7 protein-coding genes are annotated in these 16,046 nt (G+C 45.8%); 2 read left to right on the top strand and 5 right to left on the bottom strand.

Annotation, left to right across the window (positions count from 1 at the left end):
* Window positions 1-3 precede the first annotated feature (3 nt).
* Window positions 4-2,439: a sugar-binding domain-containing protein gene (locus tag DW182_RS12185; RefSeq protein WP_118295692.1), complete on the top strand. Its 2,436-nt coding sequence runs from the start codon at window positions 4-6 to the stop codon at window positions 2,437-2,439.
* 25 nt (window positions 2,440-2,464) lie between these two features.
* Window positions 2,465-4,030, top strand: a complete 1,566-nt coding sequence (locus DW182_RS12180) for a glycoside hydrolase (RefSeq protein WP_118295691.1) — start codon at window positions 2,465-2,467, stop codon at window positions 4,028-4,030.
* Window positions 4,031-4,112: 82 nt separating this feature from the next.
* Here the strand turns inward: DW182_RS12180 and DW182_RS12175 are convergent, their stop codons facing one another.
* The 5 genes from DW182_RS12175 to DW182_RS12155 form a co-directional block, all read right to left on the bottom strand.
* Window positions 4,113-6,314: a suppressor of fused domain protein gene (locus DW182_RS12175; protein WP_118295690.1), complete on the bottom strand. Its 2,202-nt coding sequence runs from the start codon at window positions 6,312-6,314 to the stop codon at window positions 4,113-4,115.
* Between the two features lie 34 nt (window positions 6,315-6,348).
* Window positions 6,349-7,500 carry a hypothetical protein gene (locus DW182_RS12170; RefSeq protein WP_115503736.1) on the bottom strand — a complete coding sequence of 384 codons (1,152 nt, stop codon included), beginning with the start codon at window positions 7,498-7,500 and terminating at the stop codon, window positions 6,349-6,351.
* A 687-nt stretch (window positions 7,501-8,187) separates the two neighbouring features.
* A complete protein-coding gene (locus tag DW182_RS12165; RefSeq protein WP_115503735.1) occupies window positions 8,188-8,613 on the bottom strand; it encodes a DUF3836 domain-containing protein in 426 nt (141 codons plus the stop codon).
* Window positions 8,614-8,837: 224 nt separating this feature from the next.
* Window positions 8,838-10,289 carry a TlpA disulfide reductase family protein gene (locus DW182_RS12160; RefSeq protein ID WP_118295747.1) on the bottom strand — a complete coding sequence of 484 codons (1,452 nt, stop codon included), beginning with the start codon at window positions 10,287-10,289 and terminating at the stop codon, window positions 8,838-8,840.
* A 33-nt stretch (window positions 10,290-10,322) separates the two neighbouring features.
* Window positions 10,323-15,950: an alpha-2-macroglobulin family protein gene (locus DW182_RS12155; protein ID WP_233564151.1), complete on the bottom strand. Its 5,628-nt coding sequence runs from the start codon at window positions 15,948-15,950 to the stop codon at window positions 10,323-10,325.
* Window positions 15,951-16,046: the final 96 nt, after the last annotated feature.

Here is a 16,046-nt window from a genome sequence, read left to right as displayed (position 1 = left end):
CCAATGAGAAACGCTATATTTACATTGGCTATTTTTGTAACAGCCCTGCTTGCAGCCTATCCGGGGCAAGCACAAGTATCATTCGGAGAAGCCACAAAGTTCAACGACGGATGGCTTTTCCGATTGACTGATGATTCAACCATCGTAAACCCTGCTTTTAACGACAGCGAGTGGCGTAAACTCAGGCTGCCGCACGACTGGTCCATTGAAGGACAATTGTCACCCTCACTGGCCAGCTGTACAGGCTACCTACCGGGTGGAACAGGCTGGTATCGCAAGCATTTCAACATCACTGACAATGCCGCACGCCATTACATCTACTTCGAAGGAGTATACAACCGTAGTGAAGTTTATCTGAACGGTCACCTGCTTGGTAAACGCCCCAATGGTTACATCTCGTTCCTTTACGATATGACCCCATATTTGAAAGAAGGTGACAATGTATTGAGCGTACGTGTAGACCATAGCCGTTATGCTGATTCCCGTTGGTATACAGGATCGGGTATATATCGTGACGTATGGCTTATTGCTGCCCCCCAAATACATCTTGCACAATGGGGCACAGGCTGGTATGCTACTTCTCTGACTGACCGACAGGCCACCATAGCCGTTGATATGGAAGTACAAAAACATATAGCTACCCATGATAAACTTGAGTTCTCTGCTACACTATACGATGCTGCGGGCAAGCAAGTAGCACAATGCCGTACTCGCGTTTCCGACGGGAAAGAAGGTGTCACCAAAGAAACCCTCACACTGAAAGTAACTAAGCCTCACCGCTGGAACCTGAATGATCCCTACCTCTATACACTGAAAGCTGAATTGCTCAGTAATGGAAAGCGCATTGACGGTTGTGAAACCAATGTAGGACTTCGCACACTGGACTTTGATCCTGATAAGGGCTTTGCACTGAACGGTAACTGGATGAAAGTGAAAGGAGTATGTCTGCATCACGATGCCGGCGTACTGGGTGCCGTAGTGCCACCGGAAGTATGGGAACGCCGTTTGAATAATCTCAAGGAGATAGGAGTGAATGCCATCCGTATGAGCCATAACCCCCAAGCTCCTATTGTATACGATTTGTGCGACCAATTAGGTCTGCTTGTCATGGATGAAGCTTCCGATGAATGGGAATTCCCAAAACGTAAATGGATCAAAGGATGGAATAAAGGTGAACCGGGCTTTGATGGCTCTTTTGACTTCTTTGAAGAATGGATTGAACAGGATGTTACCGATATGGTACGTCGTGACCGTAACCATCCGTCCATATTCCTATGGAGCATCGGCAATGAAGTAGATTACCCGAATGATCCCTATTCCCATCCTATTCTTGATGGAGCACAAATCAACCAACCTATGTTTGGTGGCTATAAGCCCGATGCACCCGACGCCATGCGTATCGGAGTGATAGCCAAACGCCTGGCAGCCCGCGTACGTGCTGTCGATACTTCTCGTCCTGTAACAGGAGCTCTGGCAGGTGTCGTGATGTCCAATGAAACAGAATATCCTGATGCTGTTGATGTAGTGGGATATAACTATACAGAAAACCGTTATGATGAAGACCATGCCACTTATCCTAAACGCATCATTTACGGTAGTGAAAATGGCTCAGGACTTGATGCCTGGTATGCGGTTAAGAATAAAGAGTTCATCTTCGGACAGTTTATTTGGACAGGTACAGACTATCTTGGTGAGTCGGGAGCATGGCCTTCCCGAGGGCTCTACACCGGATTGCTCGATTTTGGTAGCTTCCCCAAGCCTCGCGGACATTTCCGTGCTTCACTGTGGAATGAGAAACCGATTACTTATATCGGCACTTATCCCATACAAGCCAGATTCAAGAACTCCAAACGCACTTTCCTATCACCCGATGCATGGGATATCTGGAACTATGATTCCGGTCAAGAAATACGCGTAGTTTGCTATACAAATGCACCGCAAGCACGTCTGTTGCTCAATGGGAAAGTAATAGGCGACATGAAGCCTTATGATGAAAAGAGTGGTATCATTTACTGGGATATTCCCTATCAGGTAGGCGAACTGAAAGCTGAAGGCTGCGATACCAACGGAAATATTGCTTCAAGCTATTCGATTCAATCTTCCGGTCGTCCTTATGCCCTTCGGGTCAGTGCAGACCGCACTACTCTTTCCTGCGACCGTGCCACGGCACATCTCATTGTAGAAATCGTTGACGAAAATGGTACAATCGTGAAACTTGGAGACAATGATATCACTTGCACTATCGAAGGTCCGGTACGCCTGTTAGGGCTCGAAGGTTCCAATAACAGCGATATGAGCGATTATACAGATAATCATCATCGTGCCTATCACGGCCGTTTGCTTGCCTATATACAGACCACCGGTGAACAAGGACAGGTTCGTGTAAAGTTCACTTCACCGCTCCTGCAAGGAACAGAAGTTCTTTTGAATGTTGAATAACCTCTAATATATAAAACAGAAAATGATGAGATACAAAGTATTATTACTCGCTTTAGCAATAACTACTTCGTGTTCGCCACAAGCTAATATAAACTATCAGATTATTCAGGAACAGCCACTGCAAGTCATGGAGCATTTCAGTGCTTCGGATGCTTGGAGCATGCACATCATTGGCAAATGGCCTCAAGAGAAGCAAAATCAAGTAGCAGACTGGTTATTCAGTACAGAAAATGATGCTAACGGAAAGCCCAAAGGAATCGGGCTTTCCTTGTGGCGCTTCAATGTAGGTGCGGGAAGTACGGAACAAGGAGAAGACAGCCAGATAGGTTCTCCCTGGATGCGCACCGAATGTTTCTTACAGCCGGACGGAAGTTATAACTGGGACAAGCAGCAAGGCCAGTGCAATTTCCTGCGGTTGGCAAAAGAACGGGGAGTCAATAAATTCCTGGCATTTCTTAACTCTCCTCCTGTCTACTTCACCCAAAACGGACTTGCTACCAATACCGGACGCGACGGTACACTTAACTTGAAAGATGAACATTATGAAGACTTCGCCCGCTTCCTGGCAAATGTGATAAAAGGAGTGGAGGAGAAGGATGGCATCAAGTTCGATTACCTTTCGCCTTTCAATGAACCGGATGGTCACTGGAACTGGATAGGTCCGAAACAGGAAGGTACCCCAGCCACCAAAAAAGAGATAGCACGTGCCGTACGCCTCATCAGTAGAGAATTCGTAAAGGAAGGGATTGACACAGAAATCACCATCTGTGAATCATCGGATTACCGTTGTATGTTCTCTACCCACATGACTAATCACGAGCGCGGATACGAAATACAGTCTTTCTTCTCACCAGACAGTGTAGATACTTATCTGGGAAATACCCCGAACGTATCGCGCCTCATCGCAGGACATAGTTACTGGACAAATACACCGCTCAATAGCCTGAGAGATTACCGTTGCCAATTGCGTGATACATTAGATAAATACAAGGTTGACTTCTGGCAAACGGAAACCTGCATCATGGGAAATGACGAAGAAATTGGTGGTGGAGGAGGATTTGACCGTACCATGAAAACAGCGCTTTATGTAGCACGTATCATTCACCACGATATTGTTTATGCAGGGGCGCGTAGTTGGCAATGGTGGCGAGCCATAGGCGGTGACTACAAAGATGGATTGATACGTGAATACACGAATCCGGATTTGCAGGATGGAAGAGTAGAAGACTCTAAATTGATGTGGATATTAGGAAACTACAGCCGCTTCATACGACCAGGCACTGTACGTATGACTATTACGGCAACTGATAAGTCCGGACAGATTATTCCTGAAGGAGATACCGACCAGAAAGGTCTTATGTGCTCCGCCTATAGAAACACGAACGGACAATGGGTGATGGTAGTTATCAACTATGCTGATCAGGAGCAAGAGTGTACGTTCCGTGTGAATGATCCGAAAGTCAAATCATGGCAAGGCTATCGTACCTCCGATATACCGGGTGAAGACTTACTACCCATCAAGAAACTAAACAAGAAACAATTGGCAATTATTCCTGCACGCTCTGTCACTACTTTCGTTTCCGAAAATTGAGAGAAGCTACAAGTTACGAGCTACAAGTACCTTTCGGCGTGACAGCGCAGCCACTCGTAGCTTGTAGCTCGTAGCTCATAACTTACTCGCAAACACTCGCGCGATGAATATCTACTACTGGGCTTACTTTATTCATTCTCCCTAACAGCGTTTCCGCATTATGGGTAACTTTAAAATTCATTTCCTCTTCATACAGCGGAATTACCTGATAAAAGTTCACCTCCTCACCATTGGGTAACTGGCAAACATCCGCACCTTTCTTCACATTTTCAGGATTAATCAGCATTATACCTGAGAAGCGGGTATTTTCGGCAAAGGGTTCACCATTCGGCACTGTATGCCCCCAGCCCAGCCAGGAGTCTTCTCCTATCGGCAAGCGAGCAAGTATCTTCAACCAACGCAATGGCCAGTAATTCTTTTCCGAATGATCATAGACATCCCAATCGGCAGGAAGGTATATCACCAGCTCCGCACGCTCCAATTTATATTCCGCCAGTTCTTGGGGCACATTCATCTGGTGAGCACCCATACCGCCGGTAATCAATGTATAGTAATTCCTCTTGCGCGTGGGCTCTATAATATAAATATCCACATGAATATCGGGTGAGGCTATTTCATGGAAGACATTCTTTGATTTACCGAAATACTTGTCGATATGAGCTTCAAGAGCATCCATCTCTTCGGCCTCATACATTTCAGGATTGTAGGGCGATTCTCCGCTTTTACACAAATCTATGAATTCCTTCACATCGTCATCATCCGGATCCAACTCCAAAGAATGTTCAAAAGCTTTCTGTGCCTTTTCCAACTGATTCATATAATAATAAGCATATCCCAGACGATAGAACCAAAGTGCGTCTTTATCTTCTTCTTCTACAGTAAGAAGGTAATCAATGGCCTTGAGATACTCTTCCTGATTATTATAAGCGCGTGCCAGAAGACCTATTAACTCTGCATTCCACTCTTCTTCGGGAATTGCCAGAATGGCATCCACTATCTTCTGCTCCTCATCGTCCGTATGCCATTGCTCTATCTGTTCAAGCAGTTTGTCATACTTATCTTCCTTGCTTGCAGTCAGATGTTCGACAAAGTCTGTAGAGAAAGCCATAGTTTCTCCTTTTCCTTCACACGAGATTGTGAAAAGGGTAAATTGATGTTCGGTGATAATCTGGCATTGGCACACATATTCACTGTCGCTTCCATCCTCTTCGCCATCCAAGTCGTAAAGCCTGCATTTACCGTTATTGAAGAATTTCTCCTCAACCAGTACATTCTCATTATCTTCCAGATAGTTCACCTCATCATCAGGAATGGAATAAGCCAGCGTACGCACCACATGCCAGTTTTCATCTACTCCATCATAATAACCACAGGAATCTTCTTCTTCAAAATAGAGGTAATGACCCGGAAGATCAAAACTGAGATTCCCCAGTTTATACGTTACTTTTCCTTTACGGTAACCTATCGGAAATTCATGCACATAGTCCGGCAAGAAAGAAACATCTACCGGTTCTTGCTCCGCTAAACGGCAAAGCAACAGGTAATCTTCTTTCGGAAAAGGAAGGGAATCATCCATTTCGACAGCTTTCTCAAGATTCTCGATAATAAAGGCATTGATTTCCTCATCTGCATCACTGCGGGCGGAAGGCATGAAATAACAATCCTCCCACAAGGCACTCAAGGCAATATTTCGATAGAACTGAGCATCACGTTCTTCATTATTCCACATGAAAAACTCATTTGCCAGTGTTTCAATGCCTTCGTTTTCTATTCGCTCCATGAAATGATACGGATTAATACGTCCGAAAGGTGAAACAACTGTTCCTTTCACACCCTGAGGTATGTACTTATTGTGGTCCCAACAGATAGCAGACATATCAGATCCCTGTTCCATACGTTCGCAGCAAAGTTTCATAATAGCCTTCAACCATGGATAGAAATGCTCGGAACGCATCCGCTCAAAATCTCTGTGCTCGTAATACTCCGTATCATCCTCCACCTCAAAAGAAAGTTCGCTTTGTCGTATCAGTTCACAGGCAATTTCTGTAGCGTATTTGTGAAAACCCGCTCCCAGCAGATTAGTCTGACAATCGCCTGCAATAACTATCTCATCTCCTTCCGGTTCATAATTAAAGAATATATTTCCCAAACGACAAAGAGATAACTCAGAATAGTTTTCTGTATGGCTGGCAGATATATTGTTCCGGGCTGCAACCGCATCCAAAGATTCCTGAAAGGAAGAGATATTTTTGCACTTTGTTGTTAATCTGAAACCTATGCTCATAATAGTAATATCTTTATTATTAACGATTTATTATTTAATCTTCTGATTCGTCATCCTCCGCTTCAAACAGCCTGTACAAGTCGCAATCCTGACGGAAATCAGAGAGATAGAAACGATATTGAGGATAATCCTTCAGGAAAGGGATTATCTTTTCCATAAATGCCGGCTTATCGAATAGCAAAAGGTCGATGTAACACGTACCTGTACCAACGGCACCGCCTAATAAAAGTCCCAGGCCTTCCGGAGAAAGCAGTTCTTCTGAAAGCCGGTCTTCCAGTTCGTAGCGGAAATCCAGGGCTTTCTTTGCATCTCCTTCCTTTTCGTTCTCAAACGGGAAGGCAATGAACATAGCCTGTGCACCGAACCGGTTCAGTTGATCGAACAACTCAGTAGAACCGTTATAATAATTAGCTACCAAAGGTTGGAAGCATGAACTGCCTGCAACTACATCAAAACGCAGTTCTTCGTTCTCCTGCGGCTCGAAACGATAGCTTGTATAGACTTGCTGCGGATTATCAAACACTTCCTTATCATGGGCTTTCAGAGTATCTACGATATATGTCCTCAATGCAGGAAGAGATATTGCGTCTTCAAGCGGAGCATCGGCACGTTCCACATCGGCAATATATTGGTACGACAATCCCTCACCCAGCATAATTTCCATCATGATATAATAGGCATTGTAACTTTGAGCTTCTTCCAGCGAACATAAGTCTTTTTCATAAAAACGGATACTGAAAGCATTGATATCTTCCTGATAAGTAACGGCTACCTGCACCTGATCCATAGCCACATTTACGCCATACATGCCAAATGAGAAACTCGAATCAGTACCTTGGTTGAAAGGGAAGAAGTGCCATTTGTCCTTGAATTGCTCAGGCAACTGCGACACAACATAGGGATAGAGATAGAACAGGGAAGAATGACCTTCAACAGAGAAAGTAAATTCATAGTCCCCGCCCAGATTGAAGTGTACCTCTTCGTTTATCAGATTTGTTCCGGCCGCGATAAACTCCACTGCATTTTCACTATCCGACTTCCCACGGTTCTCAACGATCTGCGACAGCTTCTTTTCATTATCAGTAAACCATTTCCAGAAGTCCTGTACACGTTTACGAAAAGGAATCTCAGTATGCTCATCAGTATCTGTCCAAGCATCAATTTTCTCTTTTAATGTCTTATCCATTATTTATTGCCATTTAAGTTACCAATTCATAATCTCACTCATCCCCAAAGATAATGATAAGAGTTAAATAGCAAAAACATTCACATAACAATCAGAAATAAAAAAATAAATTCACCTCTGCAAATGCCCTCAGAGCACTTACAGAGGCGAAAAATCGTTTCTTTTAAATAATCCGTCCCTCCCTTTTGACATTTTGTTTTTTTTGCATATTCAGAATGCTTTCTTTGTGTACGGAAAGAAGGGAAAACGTAAATTCACAAGTGAAAATCCATAGTCAGCAGATTAATAATCCGATACAAAAATACCAACAACTCTAAAAAAGCGAAAGTATCATCTAAAAGTGCCTAAAACAGCTTCTTTCTGCCGGATATACAGATGGCTTGTTTCCGATATATAGATCGCTTGTATCCAATCTATATATCGGATGTGTTGCATCTATAGATACTGTATGCCGGATGTATAGATCCTACGTGTTGGGAATAGTGATTCAATGTATAAAAAGCGTATAAGTTGTACATAGAATGCAGAAATAACGTATTTATATGCATTAATTCAGAAGTAAATTCTCTATTCTCTGCTTTTATGAGGATACGCTTGTCAGTAAAAAAAGCATTTTAGCGACACTTATTTCAATATTTTGCAATCTTTCTGACATTGATTAAAAATCCAATTCCTGTCCCGCTAACTTTATTTTGTACTTGCCAGCATCAAGACGGCATTGTTATCGTTCAGTTCGTAAACAGTCTTTTCAATATTGCTATCGTAAACGTTGCTCTTGGAGTTCCAACGAGCATAACTAAGTTCAACTTCATCGTTTGTATAGGAAACATTCATTTTGAAGTAGGGAACCCAAGCTTCTTTTACGCTGTCCCACTTGGAAGCTTCCTTGCTGGCTACGCGGTTTTCGTTATCGTAAGTGTAGGTGTAACGGAGGTGGCGGAACAAATGACCGTCTTCGTTCTTAAAGATGGTCTTCGCGGTCATCAGTTCACCGGTCATCTCTTCATTCTTTACGTACTGGGTAGGATTGCTTGCACTTGCAGAGAAGTTCATTACACTTGCCATTACTACTACCATCATTACCACTGCTTTAGAAATTAAGTTCGTTTTCATAATCGTTATTTTTTTATTGTTATTACTTCTTGTTTTTTAAAAGGAAGTTTTTGTCAACCGCCTTCGACTATATATAGTCAATTGCCGTGCCAAAACAATAAAATGCTGATTATCAACGATTATACATTTTCAGGGAGTGTTCGTAAACGGACAAGTGTCCGCACAAAAGCGAACAATAAATTATTTATATCGCCTAATATACCTATCCCTACCCGATTCTCCCCTTACTTCAATAGAGCATCAATCTTTGCCGCCGTCTTCGGATAACTGGGTCGCAATGCAGTGCCATAATCCACTATAACCCCATCACGGTTAATCAGAAGGAATTGCGGTATGCTGTTCATGCCCCAATGCTTCATGATGCGGTGATAGTCATCGGAGGTCGCCCAATCTTCCGAATAGACGCACTCAATATTCTTCCCCTGCAGAGAGAAACGCTCCAGAACCTTATGGTATGCCTCCCTGTCTCTACTTCCACAGATACTCACCATTACCACATCTTCGGGAGAATTTCGTTTCCGTAATTCCTTCAAAGGCTCCATTTCTGCCAGGCAAGGGGGACAAATCACTCCCCAGAAATCAACATAAATCACCTTGCCTGCATACTTTTCCAGAAGATTATATACGGGAATCATAAACGGCATGTCCTTCCTAGCAGCCGCCTCATCAGCATTATTGCCATAGAGCATCTGGTGGGATACCTTTCCGGGGGCTTTCAGATAATCTGCTTTATCCTCATATAATTCAAGTATGGGTTGCCTCAAATGGGGAGCCTGCACTATAGAGTCGAACTGGAGCCTGTAATCAGCCAGACAGAGCGTATCGTTGTGGCATAAAGGAACGGCCACATGTTGGAGATATAAATAGGGCAGGATAGCATTATCCTTGCAATCCTTCATAAGATCTGCTAACTCAAAATCGCTATATTTTTTTCTGGTGTGATTGCAATAGAGGAAAAAATTCACCTTTTCAGTAAGCGGAAACAGACCGGCAAAAACGGTTTTTCCCGAAAAGAGAGGGTTAAGTTTTAACATCAATGCCATATACAGACTAACGTCCTTACCCTCCGACGCCTGCGACGTAGCATAGTTAAAGAGTGCATTGTAATAATCTATCCACAGCAAATCCGCCGTATATTCTTCAACCTCGGCACCCGGAGAATGTTCCTTCAGGAAGTCGGCACGGCGTTCCCAACGGCTGGTATGCTCTTCTCCCAATTCCTTTTCAGATTCTTCGAAAGTGCTCCTTGGATTACAATAATAAGGGCCACGATAATATCCACCTAAAGTGAAAAGAGCCATATATTGGTTCAGATCGCCGGAAGTTCCCGTAATCTTGGGAGACAGCAAATTACTGAAGTCAATCTCTACAAACAGACTATCGCCCGGATGTACAAACAAGTGCTCCGCATAATTGCGAAGAACAACTTCGCGAACGGGAGCGTAAGGACTAAAACGGAAAGTGAAAGTACCGTCATCCGCTATGGGGGAAGTGTAAACAGTCTCCATTTCAGACAGATAAGGTATCACAAGCGTCACCTCCTTTTCCTTCGGATAGACCTCCCTATTCAAGACACGGCCTGAGATTATCACCTCTTTTGCCAAATCCTCATTATCCTTCTGAGCCTTACAGCTAAGGAAAGATAAAAAAGCAATCAGTAAGCATAGATGCTTCATACGCATTTTATGATTAATCAATGAATAATAATTTCAACGTACCGTTACAGACAGACTCTTTGTATGTCCGGCAAACTCGGGTGCATAAGCCGATTGCACGGTAGCAATACCGGTCTGATAAGTTCCCGGACGGTCTATATAGACTTTGTATCCTATCTGAACAATGCCCTTCCTTAGTTTGTCAATAAAGAATTCGGCAGAAGCATCACGCATCACCTGATAATAGCCAATAGCATCGGAATGGCGATATCCCGACAACGCCTCCTTTGGCTCCATGCAGGCGGCACGCGTATCTTTTATCTGAATGAAATCCATATCCCGGTCTGCTTTCACTGTCAGCCGGACGGTAAGTTCATCTCCCACATGCAAATCTGTTTTTGAAGAAACTTCCTTGCCATCTCTATAATAAGTACGGGTGATTTTCAAGCCGTTGCCTTTTGCGGATTGCAATTGATCCATATCTTCCAGATATTGGGCATATACAGCCCCCCAGCCTATTCCTGCGCCCGTGTGCGCTATTTCTATTTGCCGGGTTTCAGCCTCATCACCGGAGAACGAACGGCGGGCATAACCTAATGCATCATCGGGAGTCACCACTTCTGTTCCGGATATTTCCGCTTTCATAGCGCTGCTCTCTGCCAACTGATTATCATCTCTACCCAGGAAAGCATACACAGCATCGGCAGTAGCTACCGGATTGTCCCAGGCCTGCACTTGCTTCTGTTTAAGCAACCATTGCTTCATTTCAGCAATCGCCAACGGTTCTTTCAGAATGCCGGACAGGGCTTCGATGGCGGCCACCTGCGCCGGAATTCTATAACTGTTCCGGGAGTAGCGGGCTTTCGGAGTATCGAAATAACGTCCCATCCCGGGTGTGGCAACGGAATATTCCAGAATGGAGCGGGCAAGTTCGTTCGCTTTGGTCGTTTTACCTGCTTTATGCAGTAGGGTAGCAATAAGCGCCCTATCATAAATGGCATCAGCCGGAGGGGCTGCCTCCAGTTTGCCAATCATATACGAGTAAGCTGTTTTATCGGCCCGCTTCGCAACTTGCGCATCCAAAGCACAGATATACAGATAATGCAGGGATTGCTCGCCGGGCAATCTATCCTTATCGCCCTTCTTTTCACTTTCCTTCATCTGCCTGTATTCATCCAGCCATTGGGTATGGAGATAATTCACCGCCTTTTCGTACATTCCCTGTAGCGGAGCGACAGATACGCCCATCGTCCGGAGCCGTGCCAGCATTTCTACAATCCGAGTGGTGACGTAGCGGTTGCCCGACATCCCTTTATACCAACTCCAGGAGCCGTCGGGGAGTTGCAATGCTTCCAAACGGGATGCTGCAACCTGATTACGGTTGCCCATTGTGTTCAGGTCGAACAGAAGCGCTATGCTTCTTTTCTGCTCCGTCTCATTGAGGGCATCCGCCAGCCAGGGAGTTTCTTTAAGCAGCAGATCTTTCAGGTCTTCTTTATCACTGAGATTGCCTGATGATGAACCGCCCTGCGCTTTCCAGCTTTCGAATACCTGCCGGATGCGGGGATGGGTATTGATAATGGTGGTGGACAATGAATTGGCATAGTAAGCACTTGCCCACGACAAGGCATCTTCATTCAAAGGATTACCAATGACGGGCAAAGCCTGTATGGCATACCAATCGGGATTGGCAGTCAGTTCCACCGTCAGGCGTTTGTCGGTAGCGGTTTTGCTTCCGTCATTGAACAAGCCGTCCAATGCAACCGATTTACTTTCCGCACCGTTCAATTGCACGGGTATTGCCTCAGTCACCCATTGTTTATCAGACAGAATCGGAAGATAACGCTGCTCGCCATCACTGAAATTGCCTCCCTCAGCTATAATCCGGCAAATCCAGACCGTAGCTTCATCCGGGGTTTCCAGATCAAACGATACGGAAACGGTTGCTCCGGCAGCCGCACTGAATTCGTGTTCGCGGGTTGACAGAACCCGGTTTGTTTGCGGGTCAACCAGTTCCATTCGGGCTGTTCCCCGGATGTTTTCTTCCGACAAGTTGATTATTCCTGTACTGATGACCGCTTTATCGCTGACACGGATAAAGCGGGGCATATTGGGCTGTACCATAAACGGCTTGACGGCTTTTGCCCGGGCTGTTATCTGCCCGTAATCCATACCCCGGGTATGGGCAAGCCCCATGAACTTCCATTCGGTCAGGCTTTCGGGCAAAGTGAAAGACAGGCTTACGACTCCATTCGTATCCGTACGGAGGGCGGGATAGAAGAAAGCTGTTTCTGCAAAGTTCTGCCGGAGAGGAACGTATGGCGAACCATCATCCAATGCCACAGCATCAGAGCATTCAAACACTGCTTCAATGGAGCTTCCGTCTTCTACTTCAAAACCGTCATCAGACAGAGTTTCAGCATCGAGGCTGATAGTTACGGGCTTCATCATCCTGCTATCCTGCTTTATACGGAAACTACCCTCAGGACGCGGACCCCGCCAGAACGGAGCATTCAGAGTGCTATACACATCCCACCAACGAAGACCGCGCAGAGTGCTGCCCGCATAGGGGAAGTTACTATACATCCAGATGGAATGACCTGAGAATATCAGGTTTGCACGGACACTGGGAGTGGAACGGGGAAAGTTCAGATTAAAAGCCCAGTCATTGACGTACAGTTTATCGAGGGAAGCGTCATAAAGAGTGGCAAGCAATTGCGCATCGGCCGCTTTCTTGTCGGGATGCGTGATTTGGAGTTGCCATTCTTCCTTTCCCCCCGGTTGCAGCTTATCACGGAAAGTAATCCATTTCAGTTGCAGGCTCTTATCCGGGCGGGGACGGGATATCTGCACTTGCTTGGTGTATAGTTTGCTCTCGCGCATAAAGGCGAAGTTCACGGTGATGCCGTCTCCATATTCCGGTTTATAGGGATAGGTGAACTGCCGGATTTCATTATTGAGAACCATCCGTTTGGATTCAATGCGCTTGTCGCCACAGAAGACATCGTACAACAGATAGACATCTTTCTCACTGCTGCCCACATACAGGCTGACGGGATGCCCGTCATTAAACTCTGTCCCGTCCTGATAGAACCACTCCGGTGAATGTACCGGCAGGTGACGGTCTGCCAACGAAAAGAGAATGAAATCCTGCCTTGCCGTGCAGATTCTTCCCTGTCCGTCGAGGGCTGACACTTCCATAGTGTAACGTCCCGGAGCAAGGGCCAGTATATCGTCGGGAACAAAAGAGCGGCGGGTTTCTACTGTGCGGCGGCATACCTCATTGGTTTTGTTTCCTTTTTCGTCCAAAGCATACACCACGCAAGTGGCTTGAAGCGTTACGGGCTGCCGGTTTAGATTCATAGCCAACACCTGTATGGTTTCCCGTTTCTCGCGAGCCACCTTTGGGCGCAGACCTTTAATCTGCAAGGCTACGGACTGTTGCCCTACCGGTAACGACAAAGTACCGCTTTCCACCTCTCCGGTCAGGTTGATGACCTCAGCCGTTATTTTGTAGGTGTAGTAACGCCCCGGTCGGTCGGGCTTGAAATCATCCGGTTTACGCAGAAAGACCGGGAAGCGGAAATTACCGGCTGCATCAGTCTGCACTTCACCTACTGCCAGAACAGTTTCATGGTCCGAAATCCTCCAGAATTCATTCTCCGAACGGGTGAGTTTATAACTGAGTCTGCACAGTCCTACCGGAGCGCCTGCAAATGTTTTTGCTTCGCCGCTAACTAATACGGTATCTCCCACGTTATAAGTGGCCTGATAAGGATGGAAGACTACATCAAACGTCGGACGCTTGTATTCATCCACACGGATATAACGGTTTTCACCGCTTTCTACCGACAGTTCAAACTCTCCCGGGAGAAGTGTTTCGGGAAGCATAAAATCGCCGTAAAAAGCCCCGAATTCGTCTGTAGCAAGGGAGAGTTTGCCAATCTCCTGCCGGTTGGCATCCCGCAGCACCACATCCTTGCGGACTCTTGAGAAGACGCGTATCGAATCACCCGATTGCTCATACGCTATCCCCGAAACATGCACCACCTGTCCGGGACGGTATAAAGCCCGGTCGGTGAAGAGGGAAGCATGCTTTTCCCACTTCCGAGAGGCGGGCACATTATATCCCGCACCCGAGAAACCGGCATAGCTGATTTCCATATAGTCGGCACCCGGCTTACGGACGTTTATTCCCAGCCAGTTTCTTTCATCGGGCGGGGTGAGGGTAACAGTTCCTTTGCTGTCCGCAGGATATGCTTTAACCAAACGATAACCTTCTCCCTGCGACACACGGTAATAAGCTACTTCCGTGCCTGCCACCGGATGTCCCGTCAGGCGGTCGATGATATTGATTTCCTGTTTTCCGCCGGGCAATCCCAAGGATATGGCTTGCAGGGAGGAAACATAAGCTTTTCCGTATGCTGTATACTTGCGATGGCCGTCGGGGATAGATTTTAATATGTAAATGCCTTCGGTGGGAAATTTATAACGCAGCAAGGTATCTGTTTCCATATAATCCGGAGTGGCTGCCAGTTGGTAATGGCGAGTGCCGACCAATTTACCGTATCGACTTACGGTGGAAGCTGTTATTTCCCTTTCCAGGATATTGCTCGTGACGGGCAGATTCATCCGGTAAAGTTCTACGGTCAGCCCAGTCAGATTGCGGTATTTTACTTTCAAATCCACTTCTTTCGCCGGGTAGGCAAAGGGGATTTCTACCATCAGCCGGGGAGTGAGCACTTCTGCAGCTTGTTCTTTCAAATCATTGGCAGAGGGTGATTGGGGATATTTTTTTAGTCCGGTTTGGGCGGCATGCAGTTTGGCGGTATAATCCTGCATCCTGTCGTAGCGCTCTGCCAGTTGGCAATATACCTCTCCGCAAAGCGGGGAAGCGGAGAACTCTTCGGCCCATTGTTTCAGGAGGGTTATTACTTGTTCGTCGGTCAGCCTCAGCTTTTCATTTACACCGCCGCGGCTGATGTCATTCCCTTGGTAATTCAGTTTATCGAGCATTAGCAATAGGCGGGCATCCGTCATGCCTTGCTGTTGGTAGAAGTCGATCAGCCCGTCATAAATGGACAATATCTCGGTTTGTATTTTCTCGGCTAACACGGGATTGACAATGAAATAACCACTCAGCCGCGAGATGGCCTGCCGGGCAAGCAACTGATACATATTGTCGCCGCAATACTTCCCGCTCAGTTCTTTGCTGACAGTCATCGGGCGGTAATCCGCAGCGGACTTCCGTGAAAGTATATCTTTATCTTGCAGTGAAAGGCGGAAATAAGCAATGGCAGCGTCTATGGCAGCCTCATCCCTCTTGCCGGTATCGAGGGTGTAGTATCCCAGCAGATGATTCAGTATAGCTTTATACACCGGGTCTTTTTCTTCCGCCACCCAGGTTTTCAGTCCGGATAATTCACGATCCAGACTATCGGGGGTGATGTCGATAGATAAGGATGCCTTTGTCAGATGGGCTTTCATCATCTGGGGCATGTTCTTCTCCTGTTTGGCGTGCTCGTAAATCTTTTGCAATTCTTTGATTGCAGATTCAGGTAACTGCTTTTGTTCCAGAGCTTCAACCTGTTTCCACATTTGTTCGTACGACTGAGCGGAAACCCGAAGCGGCAGGCAGATAAGAATGCTTATGATGCCAGCCCAATAAAACATATTTTTCATCTGTGTTTTGATTAATGTCCGACAATTAACAGGTTCATTCACAAAGATATATTTTTTATCCGTAGGGTAGCGAGGCTGTTCAGACTTAATAACATA

The organism is Bacteroides sp. AM16-24 (assembly GCF_003471885.1).
Lineage (GTDB): Bacteria > Bacteroidota > Bacteroidia > Bacteroidales > Bacteroidaceae > Bacteroides.
This window is presented reverse-complemented; position numbering and strand designations above follow the sequence as displayed.